Here is a 20,864-nt window from a genome sequence, read left to right as displayed (position 1 = left end):
TCTATTTTAGTAATCCCCAAGCTTTTAAGGTTTCCGTATCGCTTTTTATAGCATTTATATATATATCGGTTGCCACATCATTGGACTCCTTAGCCCTTTTGATAAACATTTCGTATAACTTTGTAATTAATTTATCCCCACTTGCCGGCAAATCCCCTGCAATCTTTTTTTCCATCAGATTATTAAATGCCCAATACACAGACTTATAGTCTGCTGTATCAATTTCCATAGCTTTGGACAACCAATCATTGGCCTTATCCAAATCGGCTTCTATATTTAAGAAAGATTGACGCACGGTTGGCACATTAAAGAAGCGATTTCCTTTCGACAATGTAAGTCCACATTCAAACAATGCTATACTATTCAGTGTATCTTCTTGGATTATCTGACATAGTCCGGCAAACCCGGAATTTACTTCTGATGAATTGTTTGAATTAAGCAGATTGACATAATAATCTACTTTTGCTGGCGCAAATAAGCTATCTTCAACAAGTATCCTTAGTAATTCTTTTCCTTTTGTTTGAAGTTCAATGCTATCTTTCTGATTCAAAAAGGATAAAGCTTGATTGTACATTTCCACGCAGGTTGGTTGCCTAAGTGCAGGTTTTGCCACTTCTTTTTCAGACTCATTATAAAAGAGAAAACAGGCTACGCCAATTAATGCTACCACAACACATGCAAATCCGATCATAAGCGGAACCAATTTTCTGTTTTTTTTATTGCCATTCGTTAGCACATGTTCCAAATCGACCCTAAATTCCGCTACAGAAGCATACCGCTTAGACTGTATTTTGTCTGTAGCTTTGCGGATAATTCTTTTCAAAGCAACATTGCGAACATCTTTCATCGGCAATGGGTCACGCAAATTGGCTGATAAAACATCTTGATCTGTGCCTGTAAAAGGTAAATGACCGGTACATAATTGATAAAGCAAAACGCCTAATGCATAGATATCAGTAGTATAACTTTGGTTTTTCACATCTCCAAGCACCAACTCTGGAGCGGCATAATTCACTTTTCCCATAAACACACCGGTTGCGGTCAAAGCCTTATCCACACTGCCGAGAGAAACAATCTGCTTACAAATCCCAAAATCAATAAGTTTAATCTTTCCATCTATGGTAATCATTATATTCGAAGGGTCAATATCCCTATGGATATACCCTTTATCATGCAACGCCATTAAACCGGATAAAATGGGCTTCATAATTCTAACAACCGCTGCATCACGATTCTGTAAATACTGACTGTAAATTTCTGCAGCAAATGGAATCTGCATGCCATTTTGGTCACAAGTAATTCCATTCATTACGTTTTCAAGGGTTACTCCTACCAACAATTCCATAATGACGTGGTAATGTACCTTAACTTTACCCCCGCTTTCTGTCTGGAACGTTGTTTCAACAAAACCGTACATCCGTATCAGATTGTCATTCTCCAATTGGATATTGGCTTCCCTTCTGGCACGTTCGACAACATGTTCAGGTATATTCTCATAGATAGCCTTAATCGCGACAGGCATCTTTTCTCCTGTTCTTTCTATTACACGGAATCCTTTGAATACACGCCCCATGCCTCCCTCTCCTAAAGGAATAGCATCTGTATCATATTCATAATATATACCATTCCGCTTTTCTATTTCGCCTTGTAGTCTTATGATATTCATTTGAAATGTAATTTTATATGAATGTCCGCATTCGGCCAATATATGCCCTCTGAGAACGAAGATATACTTCATCAGCAGTTTAATATATACTGCAACTGCCTACGAAGATATAATTCATCGGCCAACGAAGTATATCTTCATTTTCAACGTGGCCAAATTGGCAAATTGTGGACATTCATTTAATTTTAATATGCTTCTACTCTCAGTTTTACATTACCTATAGATATAATATCCCCGGGAATTATTTTACTTCCCTCTTCTGTGACTTCCTTTGAATTAATGTACGTGCCATTCAAAGAACGAGCCCAATTTCCTTGTACCTCTTTATCCCACTGCCCATCGCGAAGATACCACGTTTCAGTTTCATCATCCCATTCAAGCGTGCAATGACGACGGGATATATACGAAGAAACAGGTTCGGATAATTGAATCTGGTTGAATATGGAGTCATCTTTTCTCCCCAAGGTTATAATTCTTTTGGGTGACGGCATGATTTCCGGCAGACGATAACATTTTCCCCAGTCATTTCCTTGCATCACATGAAGCATGATACCATTTAATATTGCATTTGGAGCTTCTACTTGGCTACCTTGTACGGCAATATATGGATATTCATTCCCTGGAAGTTTCTCCAACAATTCATCAACACTTCCTGCACGGCTGTGAGGGTCGGCAGACAAGCATGCTTCCAATATGTTCATCCACATCTCCCGCTGTTCGTTTCGGAATAAGATATTTCTATTCCAGTCATCGCTTTGTACACGAGTCTGATAATGTATCCAATCTGATTCTGTAACCAACTTCCCATAAGGCAATTCACCGGTCAGCATAAAGAACAATATCACGCCGAAAGAAAATATGTCAACCGATGGAAGTATAGTAGCATATCGTTCTAATCGGTAAAGTTCTGGAGCCTGATAAGCCAATGCCTTATCAATGAAGTGCGAATGCAGTGTCTTATTCTTGCTCGCCAATAAATTGGCTCTGCCGCCAAGTATTACATAATTGGTTAACTTGACACGATTGCCATCAGCTATAAGGATGTTTTCCGGAGTTAGCTGGCAGTGTACCTTCCCCGATTTGTGCAGGTCTTGCAATCCATATAGTATTTCTTTGGCAGTCTTTACGATATCCAGCCTTTGGTTCCTGATAAGATGAGATAAATCCAAGGACTTGCAATATTCCAAAAGCAGATAAGGATTGCCATTTACCATACCTGTGTGTACAATATTGGTAAGGTAATTGCTCTTTATCTGACAACTCTTTATTTCATTATCCGCCGAGAGCAACATCTTTTGGCGAAGACTGGGCTCCACTTCCCAAAGCTTTAGCAACTTCAGGATGTACTCATTACCGGATGTATCATTCACCTTAAATTTTTGGTCAGTCCGCGTGGAATTAAGTACCCTTTCTACCCGGAACTTTCCATCTATCATATCGTGCATGCGAAAATCGCAGCGTTGAACTGAATTTTTTATCGTCATCTTGCATTCTTATTTACATAATGTATAATCAAGTTTTTCCCTTGTTCTTTCAATATAGGATGCTCAACACGATGAAGAATACTTCTTTTTCTATCATAGGAACACTCTTTCATTGATTTAGGGATTTGACCATTAGGGAAACATGAACGAAACTTTATAAAGTCTTCTTCTGTCCATCCGTAGTAGAAATCATTCAACCAAGGTTTTTCTCTGTATTCTTTGGAAACTGATTTTTCATTGCTATCTGAATGATTCGTAAACCTCATATCTTCAGGCTCTATGTATGCAACATCAATAAAAACATGAACCGTTTTATATGGCGAAGATTCCGCATAAGAACGCGACAACTTTTCCCATTCTGGCAATTCATTTTGATACCATATTTCACGAGATGATTTTCCCAACTTTTCAAGATTGCGCCTTTGCTTTTTAAGCGTCTTTTCTTTATACTCTGCTATATGGGTACTTTCAAGCACTAAGTATCCATTTTCAGAAGCAAATTTTTGCGCTTCTTCTTTTGCGCCATTACCAGACCAAAAGACATGAATTTTATCATTAGCCATAGTATTATTGCTTTCTTGATTTTATATTAAACTCAAATAATCTATCTCCCATTCTTATTATATCGCCAGGTTCAAGTTTTATACCAGCTCCAGCATGAACGTATGTTGAATTATCACGGGAACGGTCTTCTATGAACCAATGACCATCCGAGAAGAATAGGCAAGCCTGCTCTTCATCATCAATCGATTTATCGTGCGGAACGGTATTTTGACGAGAAAGATAGACTTCAGCACCATCTTCATACACCTCCTCTGGCATTTCTCTTTCGTTGAGTAATGAAATCGGTCGCAATGAACATATAGGTATTTCATCTTCATTATACTCGTATGCATCCTCTTCAATAGAAAGAGGTGCTAATATTTTGTCTGGCATTTCGGCCAAACAATTTGGACATATGTGCATACCGTTTATTACGGGATAGCCACAATTATTACATTGTATCATATTTTATAAGTCTTTTCAAACTAATTTTACATGAATATTTTTTTCTAAGTATTTCAATACAGGGTGTTCTATGGCATGTAACATACCTGTTGTTGATCCTTTTAGACTTGTAATAGTCTCTTTCTATAAATACATACACATCAGACTGTGATGTTGGTATAGAAAAAAGCGAAGAAACGAGACATATTTTCCCAAACAGGTCTTCCTAGTTCGTTGTCAAAACTCATTGTCTGTCCATCCCTCTTTTTCAATTTTGTATTTCTTTATTCGTTCACACCACAAAGCTGTTGCACTGCCCAGCTCTGTCATGTCAATGGTTTGCATATTGTTTTCCATTGCAAATTTATATGCTTCACTTTGGGTCACAGCGTCTGTGTAGAAAATATGTCCTTTCATAATCCGATTATTTATGTTCTATACTTGCTTTAAATTCTTGAATTTGTTGTTCTGTCCAATTTGGTGGATATTGAATTACAATTACTCTATTTATTTTCCATTCATAAAATTGTGTTACCCAGTCTCCTAAAAATTGTCCCCATAACCAATCAATTGATTTTTCTCCCCAATGCGTTTTGGCCTCAATCCACTTTCCTATTTCCCATCCCATAAGAAATGCACCGACACATTGAATACCAACTATAGCAAAAGCGGAAGTCGTCCCTACTCCAGTTGCAGTAGCACCTGCTTTTGCACCATAACTGGCTATTTTAGTGGCAAATTTTGTTTTTGCGATTGTTTTACCTAAATTCTGAGTCACTTTTTTGACGGGTAATTTTTGTTCTACGCTTGAAGTGCCTATCAAAGTATCATGCAGGGGTTCCGCTATCGTAAGAATCGTGTCCTTTGCCGTATTGCCTATGCTTCCTGCTAAATCTATTATTTTCATTTCCCCTTTAAATGTTTTAACTACTGCTTGTGCTGAGTTCAGATATTCGAACCCAAGAGATATGTAGCCTAATTTGCTAGCTATAGGGGATAAATTTACATTAGAGCGAATTTTGTCAATTAATGGAGCATATTTATTGAGTTTGCTAAATCTATATGCGGTAAAAGTCCCTCTACTTCTTACAGGTGTATTCCCTTTGTTTCGCCATACAAGGGTCTCTTTTCTAGTTGGAGAGGTAATCCCTACAGAATCACAGATAAAGTCCGTCCAGAATTTAGTCCAATTAAAGTGTATTGTATCCAAAGAAGATAGTATCATGCTGGCAGCAATCATTCCATTATTCATTAGAGTTATGATGCTACCAACCAATCCAGTAGAATCTTTCCAAATTTTGAAATCTGCCGACAAAAACAGTTTTTGAGTATTATCAAAAGATGAAGATTTATTGATAACATCAATTTCAGTTTTAGGATGGCCATTAGTTATAATCGCTCCATTGTTTCTTAAAATTGGGCCAGAAGATTTCAATACACAATTGCCACCTAAAAGATTTTTTGTAGACTTCGATTCAATATACTCATTTAATGCATTTATAGTTGTTTTTCCAAGTATTCCATATGAGGGGGGACTTAGTTTCATAAATTGTTGAAATGCTGTAACAGCCTTTGCCGACTCTTCCCAGTAAAAGCCATCTTCTGCTATACGTGGCCATCCATATTTTCGTACAACATCTTCGGACAAAGTTGCGCGAGCTCGATTCAAAGATTGTTGAATCGAAAGCACTTCTTCACTATATGCAGGATGGGTATTGGAATCTAAATACATAATGAGGATTTTAAAAGTGCCACATTACAGCTAAAACTCTTTCTTAACTCAATATTTATTTTCAAGTAATCAAAGAAATCAGACTTGTTCACTTCTTCTTTCAATGACTCTGATATAACATTAAAGTGTACGACAATGCACTTTTCTATTCGACCATCAACAGGTATATTACTATCCGATAATGATATTTGGCAGTAGCTAATGGCTTCTTCGCCGAAAGCACGCATGAACTCCATTTTGCAATATTGCAGCAAATCCATTTTGGTGAATAAGCGGTCATTGCTGTTCACAATATGTCTTGCCAATTCTTTGCGTGTCTTTATATCTCTAACCTTATTACGTCCTCCTGTTGCGTCAATCAACGCTTCAACATCTCCTACAGCGGCATTTGTTGATGTTAATCTTCCACCACGTCTCAGAAGATTTCCCCGTTCGCCATTGGTCGTGAAATAGGTCAGCACCATGGGTTGCTGGTTATTCCGAGGATTACGTATAGCGTATGTTCCTCCGTATGGGCGGACATTCCCCGAACGGAATTCATCCAATGAATCGTAAACTTGCATCATTGACTGACGCAAGGAACGAAGTGTAGCTCCGTCGTGCAATGAATTGCTGTCTACAAAGGCAAAATAATCGTTTACGTAATGACGATAAAGATTGGTTACATCTTCACGAATCCGTTCATTATCATATTGGTTGACATCGAAATCACGTATAAAGAAATCTTGCGCCTGTTCTTGATTTTGTACCACATCTAAAAAATAAGTGCCCGTTTTATCATTTTCTAAACGCTGAATAGGCTCGCTATAATTCAGTTTCACATCTTGGATGTCATAATTTACAGCTGGAATGCAATTCAATAAAATGGCCGTGTCAAGTGGCAATGAAATCCCCCGGTCTGTTTTGATTCGTATCCACAAAAAACGATTGCCTATAAAAGGCTCCAAGATTTCCTGTGCATACGAATCCATAATCCAAGCCGGGATTTCTCCGCGATGCAGCGTACGCTTATTGGAACATTTCCCAAAGCGGTACAACCACAGACCATAGTATACCAAACTTTTTTTCCAGAATTCAGCCAGCATGAAGTTTGAATTTAGCGTACGAGGCATATCTTCCATAACCAAAGACAAGGGGATCTGCACATCTCCCACTTCAGCCGTCAAACTATCGTCTGGCAATGGATGTGACAAAGCAATCATGACATCCTCCAGCGTATTAACTTCCCCTGCCGCATCAAATGCCAACCACAACTCTTTATTATACCGGTTGTCCGGCCATGTCGCTTGAACGGGCTGCTTATCAGGTTGCAGCAGAGTATTGTTCATGAAGCAAGCCATCAGCCTGCCGGGCACGATGCGCGTCTTGAATATCGGACGATAATTACACTTGGTGGGTTTGTAGGTAAACGCATCATTTTCGTCAATAAAATAAGGTGTACATTCGCGCCCGTTGCCGATACTAAGCACTGTAACTGCAGGTTGTGCCTTGAGGTTGCTCTGTAATAACACCTGGTCACAGAAACGTTCAGACAGTCTTTCTACCGTCTGATCCATCTTTCGTTCTATCTCACAAGACTGGTGAGCCAAAGCGACAAGCATCATCTTTGCCACAGGATCGGATAGCGATATGCGCTGCTCATCCTGTTCCAACGCCTGCTGTATCTCAGCAACCTTGTTTCTTACCTTTACATCCATTATTTGTTATTTAAAAACGGATCCATAAAAAATTCCACTTCACGCTGATACTCACCTTCGCGTGTACCGACAAATTCATTGTAAGTCAATCGTCCCTTAACCAAAACCCTGACCACATATTTGCTATTTTCACCCCGACGGGAAAACTTATTCTTCTCCATGCTAAGTTGTACTTCCACTTCCAAATTCTTCAGGTATGGGATGTAATACAAAATGCTGTCGCGCACACTTCTCTCACATTGTCTGATGCCGGCTCTCGACATCTGCACCTTTTCTTCCCGGTTGTTTTTACGCTTCACAATCTTAAAATCAGCGCCATGGTTGAAATCTACCAAATTCATGGCAATAAATTCATTATCCCAAAAACTGAACCCAAATTCTTCATCAGCCTTAAAGCGCCGTATGCTGGTAAACACTACGGTATCTACCCAGTTGTTGATGACAGAAACCACGTTAGACAATGGTCGGTCAATCTGAAGGTTCAACTGCTCGTCGTTTACGAAACGTATGGGAGAATCACTATAATGCATGCCTATGATTATAAGATTAATGGTGCTTTTTACGGATGCTATCAGTGCTGCCTACTATCCTGCGTGGTGGCCTTACCACTTCCGACTCCAGTCTTGCCTCCGCCACAACTGCCGTTTTCTGCCTGAAAAGTTGCGGCAAACTTATCAGCAGGTGCGTCAACCGGATACCTTCATGTACCATCTCTGAAATTACATAAGGAGTATAATGAGACTCAACAAAAGCCATGCATTTCTCTGTTTCAGGAACTGTGATATCCTTTTCCATATTTGCCAATGTCAGCAATACCTGTATGCCTTCCTGCATAAGAGTTATCAAATGTCGAGGTGTCATACAGTCGGCTTCCTTCTCTACTTCAATAGCGATGCGGCACAATGCAGGAATAGCAGCCATTACCAACATATATTGTTCTGTGTTGACGGCATCTTTCAATGCATTGACAAGAGCTTCTATCTCCACTGCATAGTTTGCGGCAGCACGCAAAAGTGCCCCATTGGAACGCAATGAAATGCATGGAGCAACGAAAGCTTCATCCATGCTCCATCCGTGTCTATAGACAAAGCGGGCAAACGGAACGGCATCCGGATTATTATAATGCTCGCTCTCAAGCTTTACCAGTAACTGATAATCAGCATCGCAAAGGGGTACAGAAGTGTCATTGCAGGATACCTTGATTGTTTTATCTGAAGTCTTATCCAAAAATAAGATTAACGGTTCTGTTGTTTCGGGTAGACGAATGTTTTGAAACAAACTCCTCTCTTCCCGTGAAAAAGATAACTGGATCAGCTTTCCAGACCGACTGATGGCATTCGCTTGCAGTTCTGTTACCGACAAACTTGTTTCCGTCTGTTCATACCGGAAAATCGGCAGTTCAAGAAATCCATAGTCTCCGTTAACCAATGCGGCGTATAATGGTTGCAGGCAAGACAAGTAATATTCGTCCGACATACGAAACGTTTCATCGGTCAGCCGCATCCCTGCTTGCCAATCTACTCGATATTTATTCACCATAGATAAAGTTATATCAATTGTGTACTATAATTTAAGAAAACTCCTTCTTCAATTCTGGCATCAGACAGTTCCGGGAAAGCACATCTGTCGCCAAAAGTTATTTCAAGTTTGTCTTCCACCGATAAAAACCATTGGGAAAAGAACGTAGAAAATTCTTCGATTTGTTGTTTTAACTCACTCAAATGCTTACCCGTTTTTATCTTTACTTGATAGAAAACTTTCCATACATATACCCTTGTTATAAATGTGGAACCACAATATAAATCATCCAATGTCCCATTCAAATTCGAATGAATATTCTCGGATAAGGCTTCCGTCACTTCAACTTTTGTTTTTTGAATTTCAGCATGTCCTTCAAAAGCGTATCCCAAGGCTGCCTTGACCATGTCATCATTACCTCTAAAATTCCTAAGCCAAGGAATGCACTGATAAACAGCCTTGATATATGAATTAGCGATGTCAACCCTTTGGCCTGCCGTAATAAAATCTGAAAGGAACTGGTTTCCAGAGAATATATGTTCGTTAAGCCAGTGTTGGTATTTAATCCTCAGATTTTGGTAGTATTGATCAAAAGGCTTGAAATAGGTCAGGGCTTTCTCTTTCTGTTCTTCTTGCTCCTTATAACGTTTTTCAAATTCTTCCGTGTCGCCATCTGTTCCTAAGTAGTGGTCTAATGGATGGAACAAATATTCAGGCAATATATGATACAGGCTGTCGCGTTTTAACGAAAACTTTACAACAGGAGGCGCACTCTGTTTATTCCTTATAATTAAATTAAGCTCATCTCCTAAGGCAGTCCGCTCTGAAACACCCTTAAATTCATAAGTGTAGAAAGGCTTTTTATCAACCAATGAATCCATGTGTTCTATTACAACGGCCATGGCTACATCGGCATCCAGTTCTTTCGGAATATTTGGTTTTGATAATTTCATCATCTCAAAACAAACTAAAACTTTCTTTCTTCTTAACTTTTACGTTTGCCTGCCATTTGTTCTTCGGATCTGCGCTATAGAACTTGGTTTTGACAATTGCATTGGGATTCTCTTGTTTTCTATCGCCATGCTTAGGACTTGTACGGTACTCAAAATGCAGGTGCTCATCCTCACCTGACAGATTATAAGCATTCCCTGTAATACCGCTTTTACCCAATACAGTGCCTTTTCGTACTTTCTCGCCATATTTTACAGATACTGTACTCAAGTGGGCATAAAAAGAATAGTAAATTCGTTTAGGCCTTTTGTGGGTAATCAAAACACAATGTCCATAATCAGGATGATTCTGAATCAATGATACAACGCCATCTCCCACTGCATAAACAGGTGTCCCTTGAGGTGCATAATAATCAAATCCTCGATGCCAACGCACACTGCCATCTGCATTATGTCTTACCGGACCAAATAGATTGCTTGCCCTGTTGGCTCTTATTTGGGGATTGGCGACAGGGTCTCCCCATGAAGTATCAAAAGAAATCTCGCCTAAAGTCAAATCAATGTCCACATCAAAAAGTTTGAAAATGGAATCATTTATACTTAATTCAATTTGTTCTTCCTGCTGTTGAGGCTTTGAGTTTGATTTGGACTTTTGCTTCTCTTGGTATATCTGGTCGAACGATATTTCTTGAAGTTTCCTGAAATTATTGTTATTCTGAGCATAGCTATCCATACTGTAAAGAATCACAATAAGGCCGGAGACGGTGCATATTAACCACTTTTTCATGTAAAACTATAATTCTGGCAAATTTACATATTCAATTGCACCGTAGAAAATCGTCTGGATTCTATCTTTCATTGGGTCGTTGTCGTCAAAGCTCTTTATAGCTAGACTACCAATCGTGTATCTATCATCTATGTCAGTCCAATCAGTCAATCTTCCTGTTTTAACTACATTCTCTTTTATGTCATATAACTGGCTTAGAATAATCTTAAACAGCTGACTATCGGACCGCTTTACAACACCATCAACAATGTTTATTGTCTCATCTAAAAAGAAGCGGTAATTTCTTTTGCTTTCCCTATTGGAAAACTCATTTAAATATTTATCAGTCATTTTGTTTTGATCATTGCATTAATAAAAAACGGTTCGCATTGTTAATTGGTGAATAAATTTGAGTTGCGCCACCAGCAACATCTACTAAGTTATCTTCATTCCGATTTTTCCAGTTCCCATCTATAGGGGCTTTTGTTCTTCTTGCTGTTGACTGCATAACCTCAAACTGCTCTGTACCGCTTACAATATATATTCTCAAAACTTTCTGTTTTGTCACTCCATCATTAGTCTGGTATGATAGCATTCCTAAAGATTCTGCATGAGGTGGAGGATTGGTTGGATATGTGATATATTCACCGAATTTTCCGTCTGGACATTCATAGCGTATATATGTACTTGGTGGCGGAATATTCTTTATTATAACAGGATTTGCAGTTTCGATGCAGTTTACATGACTATATACGTCTTTCATATTCATATCAGGATTTTGCTTTTTTATAAAATCTCTTGCGACCTTTTTCCTTAATGTTTTCACTGTCTTAAGAAAGGCATCTGCCTTTTCAATCGACATTCCGTTTTTTATAAGCTGACGACTGGAGATATTCTTGTCAATAAAGAAACTGTAATCACTATTTGAGATCGCATCCTTGAATGACTTAATTTTTTTTGCACGATTAGCGTTAACGATACCTTTATATGCAAGCTTGGCACCACCTGCCACATCACCAACTAAAGGTACGGCCGCCACAATAGATAATCCTGCACCAACCCAATCACCTCTCAATACCGAAATAGCAGCATTCATCAAATCCGGGATAGCTCCAACGCCCGGTGCCATCCCGGCAACATCCAATGCCATCTGTACACCATCTAGAACTGACTGTTGCGATAATCTTTCTCTATCAAGCGCATTAAACTCTTGAAGAAGTTCTTCCGGAATTTCTTGCATCGCTTTTTCCTGCTGTGTTTCACTCCTTTGTGAGAAAGATACACCACGTACCTTTATTTCTAAACTTTGCCCCGGATTTACAATCGAAATTGTTCCCCCATACATGCACCTTAAAGTCGCAGGTTCCAATAAAGCCGGTTCTCCACATATCAAGCTGTCTTTATCTATAGCCTGCCATTTAGGGCATGTCCCCGGTACACAAGGCATAGGAGTAAGCTTACCATAATTTGCTGCTGTTGCAGCTGCAGTTGGAGGATAACCCAATGAACGGCATCTACCAAAACTTGGGATATTTTTTATGGATACATAATCCGCTATATTGGCTTGATCTTTTCCAGTCAAAGAAACATTTTTAGGCGTTGCTTTCAATTTGGGACACGATGTTCCCATCGTGCATCTCAGCGTTGCCCCTGTACAAACATATTTCATAATCAGATCTGTTGGATGTTAGCGTACTTTGACTTTCGAAGCTTGTATAGACACTTCTCTTTCCGCTTCCATTGAAATATTCCCTTTAGATTTTATCCCGATATTCCCGTCTGCATTAATACCTATATTCCCTTTGGCATTGATGTTTACATCTGTATCCGCAACTACTTCTACCTCTCCAGCAGAATAGATGGTTATTTTCTTGTCATCGGCAGACAGTGTTATGTGATAAGTATTGTTTTTATTGTCATAGATTTCAATTAAACCTGCTTCACCTTTATCGTTAAACAGAATCGTATGTCCATTACGAGTCCTGATAGCCTTTACATTATTACTTGTTCCATCTTTTTCTTGCGACACAGCCCATGCCTCATCAGGCTTTCCTGTCCCACCGTTATAAAATGAACCGATGATATATGGGCGTTCAGCATTGTTCATTTCGAACCCGACCATAACCTCTTCACCTATCTCTGGCACGAATTGTTGTCCTTTGCTCTGACCAGCATAAGGAACGGCTATACGCAACCAAGGTGTTTTCATGTCCTTGTCTTGTATTTCCTGCCATGGGAACTGTACCCGCACACGGCCTAACATCTGTTCATCTTTATTCTCGACAACTTTTGCTCTTTGCTGGGGAGCCGACGCAAACACATCAGCATCAGAATAGGAAGGGTAGTCACATGCCACAGGTATGGCCATAAAACTATTGGAATATTCCTGCCTATAATCAAACGAGTGGTTAATGCCTATGACCTTTAATGATTTCTGTTCCACATCTTTGCTTTCTCCAGATTTATTTTGGACATTGTCACGAATTAGAAATGTCTGTCCGATTTTTAGCATAGCCAGTTTAGAAAATCCTTGAACGGTCATAATACCCGTTTTCTTCCCTTCTGCTTCTACTTTCAGGGAATAATCTAATATAGCATCGGCTCCTTCGTCTTCCTTTCCACTGTCAAATCCGCCAGCTTTCAATGCCACGGTTTGTTCGTCTTGAAATCTTTGTATTGAAGCATTGTATGCTTTGTCAGTCCAATCATTCACTGTTCCATCGGCCATACCTTGTGCTGACGTTTTTAGAATGTCCTTACCCTTTCCATACTGATAATAATCCGGAAGTAAATGACTGAATGAAAATGAAGTCACATTTTGATGCAGGCTGTATGACATCAAGCTTCCTCCCGGATATTCCAAATTTGCAGCCGATGAATCTTCTATATCCAATTCACCAAAAACAAATGTATCTCCTGTATTATACATCCATTCTCCGAAACGCATTGCTAACATGCTAATAAAAGCATAGTCACTTTGGTCGTATTGTACAATATAGGGTATCTTATCCTTAAACCTTGGTGACACAATTGATTTTATGTCGCGGTATGGTTCAAGGACAGTATCTATTATTTCTTTCAATGTCATATTTTCAAAAGAACGACAATGTGGGACATTTTGGAGCAAGGCATCCCATGTGGCTACAGTGATACTTGCTGATTGGGCACTTGCTGTCGCTCTTGAAGCAGACACATCTATAATCATTCCTTTAAATACGAAAGCTACTTGAGGATTGGCTTCTTCATCGTCCTGGCTGGCCTTTATCGTTGAAACATTTATTTCCAATGATTTCCCAATCAACTGCGTGATATTAGCAAACACCACATCCTGTTGTGTTTCTGTTTTGTCTTCTTTTTCCAAAGAAAAGCTTAACAACATCGGTCGCAGTAATTCTTGAGAAAGGGAATAACCGCTCAACACATAATTTTCACCATTAATGACGCAACACGAATTTTGTGAAGATGGACAGCCTTCTAAAACCACCTCGATTTCGTGAATCATGTCTGCGCTGTAGTTTCCACCCTGTGTCTGTGTTTGGGTACCAGATTTCTTTTCCGAGCTATTCTTTTGCTCGTTTGGATCAGATTGTCCCGTCTGAGTTTTTTCGTCCTTACCCTCTTCCTTTCCCGTGTTTTTAGCTTGGCTGCCGTTGCCATCGGTATTTTCAGTTGGGTCAGGATTGGGTTCATATCCTCCTAACTCGTTCTCCTCTATCTTGTTTTTTATGTCTTTGCTTCTAAAGTCCAAGTATGTTCCGCGGATGGAATTAATAGTGTCTTTTACCCCACTGATTCCCGCCGATATATTTCCCTCTTTAAATGCATTAAAGCTGCCTATGCCTATCGATGCCGCACCCGCCAACGAGCCTAACGAGTTAACGCCCATGTTGTTCAGGTTGTCTAACTTTCCAAGAATTACGCTGTCTCTGCCTGTTACGGCCGAAAATAGATTATTGGTGATAGCATTGACCTTGTTAACGGCATTGTTTATGTTCTTCAGTCCTGTTTCTATCTTCTTGGCAGCGGTCGAAGGGTCGCGCCAACTTCCACCGAAGACATCTCCCAATTGCATGAACTCATTCACGCCGCTTATTGCGTCCGAGGCTCCATTCTTGATAGCAGACGCTGCGTCATAAAGTTGGTCTCCAAATTGATATCGAGCCCAAGCCTCAATATATTCCGTAGAACTGTCACCTGTAACAATTGAGGATAAATCGCTTATAGCCTCATCATAGCCTTTGTCCATTTGTGCGGCAGCATTGGCCATATCTTGGGGCGATACCTTTCCAGAAAGGGTATCGGACAAGTTATCGAAATTTCCCACTCCTTGGGCTACAGAAGCGTCAAGCTGCTGTTTTTCTTTATTTACATTGTCCAGTTGCTTTTTCTGTTCGTTAAGCTGCCTCAGCTCTTCTTCCAGTTCTTGTCGCCTTTTCTCACGTTCAGGATCCACTGGCTCAGCCTTTTTATCCGCTATCCTGTCTTGAATGTCTTTCTTGGCCTCATCAAGTTCCTTGTCGATTTTGCTTATGTCATCCAACTTCATCAAATCATCGGAAGTCTTGATAAGCTTATCATCGATTTCCGCTTCGGCAGCGGCTAATCGGGCATCCAACTCCTCCAGTTTTTTACTGGCATTTTCCAGCTCTTCCAGCGATTTGTAGTTAGCCCTCTGCACTTCATTTATCTCATGAAGTGCCTCATACTTTGACTTAAACCGCCCTATGGCCTGAGGATAAATGGGGTAGGGGTTATTCATAAGGAACAATTGTTATCGGGTTATCCAATCATTTTCAAAGTTGGCCGAACCGCCGAAGGTGAATTTCCTTGCGCTAAGTGTGATTTTTGTCCGCACCAACAGACTATTGCTGTTATTAAAATATTGGTACATGTTCACCAAGTAGGCATCTTCAAAAAAGAGGTGGAGGTATTTTTTTTGATTGTCGTCAGTCGACAGCAGCATTTCAATCGTCCCGTCATGTGTCTCCGCGCGGTTGAACATCCAATTGTAAAAAAACAAATCATCGTCCCCTTGGGCGGGCATAACAAATTTTATCAATCCGCTTTGCGGCCTGGATGCAGGTTTGCTGCTTTCGTCCAGCGATTGGTAAAATTCATACTCACATTCTACCAATTCATATTTTTTCCCATTATAAGCTTCGACCTCTGCAGCCGAAGTTTTTTGCTGGTCCATTATCAAAGTTGCCTTAAATGCCATGCGTTCGTTGAGTTAAGGAATGCGACCGCCTGCAACGCAGGCAGTCGCGTGTTTTAATTTTAAATTAGTTAAAGAGCCCAGTGATTATCGTATTCTACGCTACCCTTACCCGTCACTGTGAGCTGACGGCAAGTAATAGTAATAGACTCATACATGCGATCTGTGTTGGTATCATCATATACTTCTTCATAACTTACGCAATAAGCGTCAATGAAAGAAAGAGTTTTCATGATACCGCCAAGTTTGTTAGGCCATGTGATGGTGCCATTCTTTGAACCGTAAGAGTCACATGTCCACTCCAATAAGTCTGTATTACCGGCATCTGTTGATTTAACCTTCAAGTTGATTACTCCACCACGGGTTGTACCTGTAGGTTGTCCTTCCACGTCAATCTGTTGATTGAACTGATACTGTACATAAGTGACTTCGCGATCTTCGCATCCGTCAACCTTTAGCTGCGCTGTTCTAGGTGCTGCCATGATTTTAATTTTTTTAAGTGAATAAATTATTTGATTTCATTTGTCCATTCTGTTACGCCATTATCCCCATTATGTCCGGTCAACTTAATGTAGAAATTCTTAGCTGCAAAGAATGGTTTTAACTCAATCTCAATTTCAATATCTTTTGTTTTCTCGTTACGAACGATTTTGGGATTCGAGTACCCTTCTATAAGTTTGCCAGGTCCCTTGTAATCTTCCAAGAAATCAATAACCTGCTCACGGATTTCTTGTGCCAATTTACCGTTCCAATTTTTAAAAGCCTCGTCATTAAAGAAATTAGAAAACACTTTGCCTATCCAATCGAAAACCCGTACAATCGGATATTCCTGCAAACCAATAGTAGCACCATTATAAAGAGAACGGTTTGAAAAAGCCATTACACGGTTCTCTTCAAACGTCATAGGAACTACTCCTTTGTCTATTAAAGCAGTCAATTCAGATTTTAACAAATCGAGACGTGTCCCTTTTGCCATGTCTATTGTGCCATACTTTTTCCCGGCGATACCTTGTGAAATAGGGGTTTCATCCGTATTGCTCATGCGCCCGGCAATTGCTGCAGAAGGCGGCAAGAACAAATCTTCTTCTTCATCATTTGCCTCATCTGATTTCTTACGTCCAAGGATGTAATTACAAGCCATAATGACGTTGGCCAAGTATGCATCGGTGTCACTTAAGTTCGCTTTGTCCAATCCTTTATTAAGCAGTTTCAATGTAGGAGAATCTGCATAGTCTGTAACCAACATTACTTTGTTGCGGTATGCCATTTGTCCCCACATATTTACAATCTGTTTACTTCCAAGATAACCGGGACTGACTAACAAGGAATAATTTTCCTTGAGGGATAACCGGTCAAAACTTCTATTTAGCTCATCGCGGACAGCTGCAAATACACGACCATCTGGATCTCCTAAATCTTCTTTATCTACATTGATAAGGTTTAAACATTTCAATTTGGATTGGCCGGAATTAGCAAAAAACTCTCCAAGCGAACGGTATGCAATCTCCAGTTTACGTGTCTGCTCATGCACGCTCCCTAAATTTTGAAGAAGATTCTTCTCTGCGGCTTTGGCAGCCTCCTGACATTTGTCCACTGCTTCTGAAGCTGTGGTTGCATCGCTATCCAAGATACTCAACCACATAAGCAAGTCTGTTTTAAGACGTTTACGTTGCTCTGCGAATTCACTGTCTTGCAAAAATATCTTTTTAGCGGCCCTGCTTTCCGGATTCATATTCTCAAGTCCGTCAGCCATTGTCTCCAAAAGGTCGAAATCTCCATAATCTTCCAGTCCTTCCAAGCTTTCTTTCAGACGTTCAGCCGGATTTTCAATTTTCTTCACCTCATCCAAATAAGCACTTTCTGCTGTTGTTATGGTATTGGCTGCTTGAGGCTGTAATTTTAATTCTTCTGGCATATTATTTGAATTTATTGAGTTAGACTTTTATTTTAAGCGGCATTAAAATGTGCATATTGTAAACTATGTGATGACTCAAGCATGCATTTTGATGAACATAAGTGACTTGGGTGTTTCACATAAGTAACTCGGACGTTTCACATAAGTAAGTCTGGTCTATCACTTATGTTCGTTTGAGGGGGATTGGGACAAAACACACAAATCCATACTGCCATAGTATAATTAATTCTTTTCCAGTTCAGCCAACAAAGACTGCAAAGCAGTAATAAGGTGCTTTCTGCTCTCCTCGTTCTCAAAAGCACGTCTAAGCACTTTATTTTTAATCATTTGTTGTTCAATAGTTTTAAAAGAATCAATTGTCGCTTTTTGCTGACTTAAATAAGCGCTTTGTTTGATAAGTTCCTTGTCATCAAAATCTTTAAGGGCATTAAACTTGAAGTTTTCTTTAACCGGACGTCCTTCCAAATCCAACATTTGCACATTGCGTTTTTCCGGTTGGTAATGGTTAAACACATCTTCCATTGTTTCCGGCTGGAACACATCACCCGGTTTAACAGGTGCCATATCAGTAAACTGATCCACATAGAGGGTCTTGTTTTGAGGAAACTCAATAATCCCATCTACCGCCTCCGCATCGAGGACTTTTGAAATTACGGTTTTCTTTGCCATATTATTGCATGTTTAAATAATTATTCATGATGTATAATTTCCCATTTCAATTCATTCCTTTCGTCCAAAGCAAGTGTAACATGATCACCCTCTCGCAGTTCGCCGGAAATAATCATTTTCGACAAGGGACGACGGATGTCTTTACGAAGAATGCCTAGAATCGGTCTTGCTCCATATTGAGCATTAAATCCATTTATAGCAATCTTATGAATTGCTTTTTCGTCTACCTGAAGAGTGATATTCTGCTCACTTAATGTTTTCAATAATCCTTTTAAATGAATGTTGAATATCACAGTCACAATCTTTTCGTTGATAGGCGCAAAGGGAACTATTTCTGTTAGACGAGCTAAAAATTCAGGACGGAAATATCCCTGCATTACTTCAAGCATATCATTATGGGTCGGTACTAAACCTTTTTCAAATTGTTCAAAAATATACTGGCTCCCAATATTAGATGTAAATATGATCAAAGCATTGGAAAAATCGCCAACTCTTCCCAATCTGTCATGCAATTTCCCCTCATCTAAAATTTGCAAAAACAAATCAAATACGGAACGATGTGCCTTTTCTATCTCATCAAACAAAACTATCGAATAGGGCTTTTGTCGGATTTGATTCACTAAAAGACCACCTTCCTCATAACCGACATAACCCGGAGGTGCCCCATAAAGTAACGCTACTGAATGTTCCTCTTTGTATTCAGACATATCGAAACGCAAAATTGCGGTTTCATCTTGAAAGAGAAATTCCGCCAACGATTTTGCTAACTCAGTCTTCCCTGTACCCGTCGGTCCTAAGAAAAAGAAACTACCAATAGGCTGCCCTTTCTTATTCAAACCGGAACGGGATTCATAGATAGAATCCAATACGGCTTTAATGGCATGATCCTGTCCGACTACACGCTTCTTTAAAATTTCCTCAGCATTGACAAGCCGCTCGCGTTCGGCAGCTTGCACATCGCCTAAGGGTATACCGGTTTTCTGAGATACGACTTCTTTCAAATGTTCTACACCTACGATTTCTTTCCGTTCATTGGGATGTAAATCATTTTTTATTTTCAATAAAGCCATGGTACGGTCGATCAAGTCAATTGCCGATTCAGGCAAGTGTTTCTCGCTGAAGTATCTTTTGGCAAGCCGAATGGCATTTATCAATAAATCATCAGAAGCCTTTAACTTGTGGAATTCTTCAAATGACTTTATTACAGTCTGAAGTATGATTTCAGTACTTTCGATAGATGGTTCTTCTAGGATAATCCGCTCAAACTTTCCGGTAATCTCTTTATCTGTTTCTATATTTTTTGTAAATCCCTCGATAGAAGAAGTGCAGACACACAGCAATCCTTGATTTAACGAAGCTTTCAGTAAGTTTATGGTTCCATTCAACGCTCCTTGCTTGTCCATTAATTGGTCGAACGATTCGATGACTAGGATGGCATTATCCATATCAGACAATTCATCCAAGATTTTTTTCATTCGGCTTTCAATCTCGCTCTTATAAGAAACCCCGATAGATAGAGCGATTGTATCAAGTTCGTAAACTTGTGCATTCTGAAGAAAGGTAGGTACTCTTCCTGCTACTATAGCTTGTACAAGTGCGTGGATTAGGGTGGTTTTGCCCACACCGGATTCTCCTGTGATAAGAATATTGGCTTTTGTTTTTCTTCCGAGAATGCCGAATATTTCATTCAGTTCTTTTTCAAAACCTACAGCTTCAGGAAGCTTTCCTTCTATCTGTTCTTGGTTTTTCCAAATGCAATATGTTGCTACATTCTTATTTCCATTGTTTTTAGTTCGAGTTGTAGAATTGTTCGCTGCGTTTGTTTGACCCTCTCCAAAGTTTCCGCAAACAGCCATAATATCTTCTTTCTGAAGCGGAAGTGTCTTAAGTTGTTCAAATGTGAAACCAACCCCAGGAGTTACAATAGCTATCAGTAATGAAACCGGATCAATAGATTCTTTTTTCAATGCCACTCGGACACTGTCAGCCTCATTAACGACAGCTTTTGAAAGTGGAGAAAGACCCTTTTGCGGAGAAGAATCATAATTCTTTTTGGACATCTTAATCCGCATGTCTGCCCAATCAAGAATATAGTAGTAATCCGCATTCAAGCTTTTTTCAATGAATGAGACTAACCCCACATCTTTATGAAGCAATGCCTTCAGGATATGAGCCGGTTCTATTGCCGCATTCATGTTTTCCTTAGCGTAGGCTTCCGCAATTTGGAAGACTTCTAAGGTACTATCACTAAAGTTATTCAACATA

The 20,864-nt window shown here is 39.6% G+C and carries 19 protein-coding genes; all 19 read right to left on the bottom strand.

Annotated elements, in window-relative coordinates; genetic code table 11:
- Position 1: 1 nt before the first annotated feature.
- Positions 2–1,666 carry a serine/threonine protein kinase gene (locus B5F78_RS01190; RefSeq protein ID WP_162608463.1) on the bottom strand — a complete coding sequence of 555 codons (1,665 nt, stop codon included), beginning with the start codon at positions 1,664–1,666 and terminating at the stop codon, positions 2–4.
- Positions 1,667–1,851: 185 nt separating this feature from the next.
- Positions 1,852–3,150, bottom strand: coding sequence for a protein kinase domain-containing protein (locus B5F78_RS01185; RefSeq protein ID WP_087405743.1), 1,299 nt, complete (start codon positions 3,148–3,150; stop codon positions 1,852–1,854).
- Positions 3,147–3,713, bottom strand: a complete 567-nt coding sequence (locus B5F78_RS01180) for a hypothetical protein (protein WP_087396288.1) — start codon at positions 3,711–3,713, stop codon at positions 3,147–3,149. The genes B5F78_RS01185 and B5F78_RS01180 overlap by 4 nt, the downstream gene beginning before the upstream one ends.
- Before the next feature lie 4 nt (positions 3,714–3,717).
- Positions 3,718–4,086: an FHA domain-containing protein gene (locus B5F78_RS01175; RefSeq protein ID WP_140399979.1), complete on the bottom strand. Its 369-nt coding sequence runs from the start codon at positions 4,084–4,086 to the stop codon at positions 3,718–3,720.
- A gap of 288 nt (positions 4,087–4,374) precedes the next feature.
- Positions 4,375–4,554, bottom strand: coding sequence for a hypothetical protein (locus B5F78_RS01170; RefSeq protein ID WP_087405741.1), 180 nt, complete (start codon positions 4,552–4,554; stop codon positions 4,375–4,377).
- A gap of 7 nt (positions 4,555–4,561) precedes the next feature.
- On the bottom strand, positions 4,562–5,869 hold the full coding sequence (locus B5F78_RS01165) for a peptidoglycan-binding domain-containing protein (RefSeq protein WP_087405740.1): 1,308 nt from the start codon (positions 5,867–5,869) through the stop codon (positions 4,562–4,564).
- Entirely contained in the window at positions 5,860–7,566 is a 1,707-nt protein-coding gene (locus B5F78_RS01160; protein ID WP_087405739.1) for a hypothetical protein, read from the bottom strand. The genes B5F78_RS01165 and B5F78_RS01160 overlap by 10 nt, the downstream gene beginning before the upstream one ends.
- Positions 7,566–8,096: a hypothetical protein gene (locus tag B5F78_RS01155; protein WP_087405738.1), complete on the bottom strand. Its 531-nt coding sequence runs from the start codon at positions 8,094–8,096 to the stop codon at positions 7,566–7,568. Before B5F78_RS01155 ends, B5F78_RS01160 begins: the two co-directional genes overlap by 1 nt.
- 16 nt (positions 8,097–8,112) lie before the next feature.
- Positions 8,113–9,105: a hypothetical protein gene (locus B5F78_RS01150; RefSeq protein WP_140399977.1), complete on the bottom strand. Its 993-nt coding sequence runs from the start codon at positions 9,103–9,105 to the stop codon at positions 8,113–8,115.
- Positions 9,106–9,113: 8 nt separating this feature from the next.
- Positions 9,114–10,040, bottom strand: coding sequence for a hypothetical protein (locus B5F78_RS01145; RefSeq protein WP_087405736.1), 927 nt, complete (start codon positions 10,038–10,040; stop codon positions 9,114–9,116).
- Position 10,041: 1 nt separating this feature from the next.
- Positions 10,042–10,821 carry a M23 family metallopeptidase gene (locus B5F78_RS01140; RefSeq protein WP_087405735.1) on the bottom strand — a complete coding sequence of 260 codons (780 nt, stop codon included), beginning with the start codon at positions 10,819–10,821 and terminating at the stop codon, positions 10,042–10,044.
- 6 nt (positions 10,822–10,827) lie between these two features.
- On the bottom strand, positions 10,828–11,151 hold the full coding sequence (locus tag B5F78_RS01135; protein ID WP_087405734.1) for a hypothetical protein: 324 nt from the start codon (positions 11,149–11,151) through the stop codon (positions 10,828–10,830).
- A 10-nt stretch (positions 11,152–11,161) separates the two neighbouring features.
- Positions 11,162–12,469, bottom strand: coding sequence for a PAAR-like protein (locus B5F78_RS01130; RefSeq protein WP_087405733.1), 1,308 nt, complete (start codon positions 12,467–12,469; stop codon positions 11,162–11,164).
- Between the two features lie 18 nt (positions 12,470–12,487).
- Positions 12,488–15,559 (bottom strand): type VI secretion system Vgr family protein, encoded by a 3,072-nt coding sequence (locus B5F78_RS01125; protein ID WP_087405732.1) that lies wholly within the window; start codon positions 15,557–15,559, stop codon positions 12,488–12,490.
- 12 nt (positions 15,560–15,571) lie between these two features.
- The gene (tssD, locus tag B5F78_RS01120) at positions 15,572–16,018 is read right to left on the bottom strand and encodes a type VI secretion system tube protein TssD (RefSeq protein WP_087248499.1); all 447 of its coding nucleotides are present in this window, start codon (positions 16,016–16,018) and stop codon (positions 15,572–15,574) included.
- A 68-nt stretch (positions 16,019–16,086) separates the two neighbouring features.
- Positions 16,087–16,497, bottom strand: a complete 411-nt coding sequence (tssD, locus tag B5F78_RS01115) for a type VI secretion system tube protein TssD (RefSeq protein ID WP_087248497.1) — start codon at positions 16,495–16,497, stop codon at positions 16,087–16,089.
- Positions 16,498–16,523: 26 nt separating this feature from the next.
- Positions 16,524–17,930 (bottom strand): hypothetical protein, encoded by a 1,407-nt coding sequence (locus tag B5F78_RS01110; RefSeq protein WP_087248495.1) that lies wholly within the window; start codon positions 17,928–17,930, stop codon positions 16,524–16,526.
- Between the two features lie 222 nt (positions 17,931–18,152).
- Complete coding sequence (locus B5F78_RS01105; RefSeq protein ID WP_087248493.1) at positions 18,153–18,599, bottom strand: hypothetical protein; 447 nt, start codon at positions 18,597–18,599, stop codon at positions 18,153–18,155.
- 20 nt (positions 18,600–18,619) lie between these two features.
- Entirely contained in the window at positions 18,620–20,863 is a 2,244-nt protein-coding gene (locus B5F78_RS01100) for an AAA family ATPase (RefSeq protein WP_087248557.1), read from the bottom strand.
- Position 20,864 lies beyond the last annotated feature (1 nt).

Source organism: Bacteroides sp. An279 (assembly GCF_002159615.1).
Taxonomy (GTDB): Bacteria; Bacteroidota; Bacteroidia; order Bacteroidales; family Bacteroidaceae; genus Phocaeicola; species Phocaeicola intestinalis.
This window is presented reverse-complemented; position numbering and strand designations above follow the sequence as displayed.

Excerpts from the sequence above, each read along its gene's own strand:
- B5F78_RS01145 (WP_087405736.1), bottom strand. The coding sequence starts at position 10,040 with ATGATGAAATTATCAAAACCAAATATTCCGAAAGAACTGGATGCCGAT.
- B5F78_RS01135 (WP_087405734.1), bottom strand. The coding sequence starts at position 11,151 with ATGACTGATAAATATTTAAATGAGTTTTCCAATAGGGAAAGCAAAAGA.
- B5F78_RS01175 (WP_140399979.1), bottom strand. The coding sequence starts at position 4,086 with ATGCCAGACAAAATATTAGCACCTCTTTCTATTGAAGAGGATGCATAC.
- B5F78_RS01105 (WP_087248493.1), bottom strand. The coding sequence starts at position 18,599 with ATGGCAAAGAAAACCGTAATTTCAAAAGTCCTCGATGCGGAGGCGGTA.
- B5F78_RS01190 (WP_162608463.1), bottom strand. The coding sequence starts at position 1,666 with ATGAATATCATAAGACTACAAGGCGAAATAGAAAAGCGGAATGGTATA.
- B5F78_RS01110 (WP_087248495.1), bottom strand. The coding sequence starts at position 17,930 with ATGCCAGAAGAATTAAAATTACAGCCTCAAGCAGCCAATACCATAACA.
- B5F78_RS01180 (WP_087396288.1), bottom strand. The coding sequence starts at position 3,713 with ATGGCTAATGATAAAATTCATGTCTTTTGGTCTGGTAATGGCGCAAAA.
- B5F78_RS01155 (WP_087405738.1), bottom strand. The coding sequence starts at position 8,096 with ATGCATTATAGTGATTCTCCCATACGTTTCGTAAACGACGAGCAGTTG.
- B5F78_RS01165 (WP_087405740.1), bottom strand. The coding sequence starts at position 5,869 with ATGTATTTAGATTCCAATACCCATCCTGCATATAGTGAAGAAGTGCTT.
- B5F78_RS01170 (WP_087405741.1), bottom strand. The coding sequence starts at position 4,554 with ATGAAAGGACATATTTTCTACACAGACGCTGTGACCCAAAGTGAAGCA.
- tssD (WP_087248497.1), bottom strand. The coding sequence starts at position 16,497 with ATGGCAGCACCTAGAACAGCGCAGCTAAAGGTTGACGGATGCGAAGAT.
- B5F78_RS01160 (WP_087405739.1), bottom strand. The coding sequence starts at position 7,566 with ATGGATGTAAAGGTAAGAAACAAGGTTGCTGAGATACAGCAGGCGTTG.
- B5F78_RS01130 (WP_087405733.1), bottom strand. The coding sequence starts at position 12,469 with ATGAAATATGTTTGTACAGGGGCAACGCTGAGATGCACGATGGGAACA.
- tssD (WP_087248499.1), bottom strand. The coding sequence starts at position 16,018 with ATGGCATTTAAGGCAACTTTGATAATGGACCAGCAAAAAACTTCGGCT.
- B5F78_RS01100 (WP_087248557.1), bottom strand. The coding sequence starts at position 20,863 with ATGTTGAATAACTTTAGTGATAGTACCTTAGAAGTCTTCCAAATTGCG.
- B5F78_RS01185 (WP_087405743.1), bottom strand. The coding sequence starts at position 3,150 with ATGACGATAAAAAATTCAGTTCAACGCTGCGATTTTCGCATGCACGAT.
- B5F78_RS01140 (WP_087405735.1), bottom strand. The coding sequence starts at position 10,821 with ATGAAAAAGTGGTTAATATGCACCGTCTCCGGCCTTATTGTGATTCTT.
- B5F78_RS01150 (WP_140399977.1), bottom strand. The coding sequence starts at position 9,105 with ATGGTGAATAAATATCGAGTAGATTGGCAAGCAGGGATGCGGCTGACC.
- B5F78_RS01125 (WP_087405732.1), bottom strand. The coding sequence starts at position 15,559 with ATGAATAACCCCTACCCCATTTATCCTCAGGCCATAGGGCGGTTTAAG.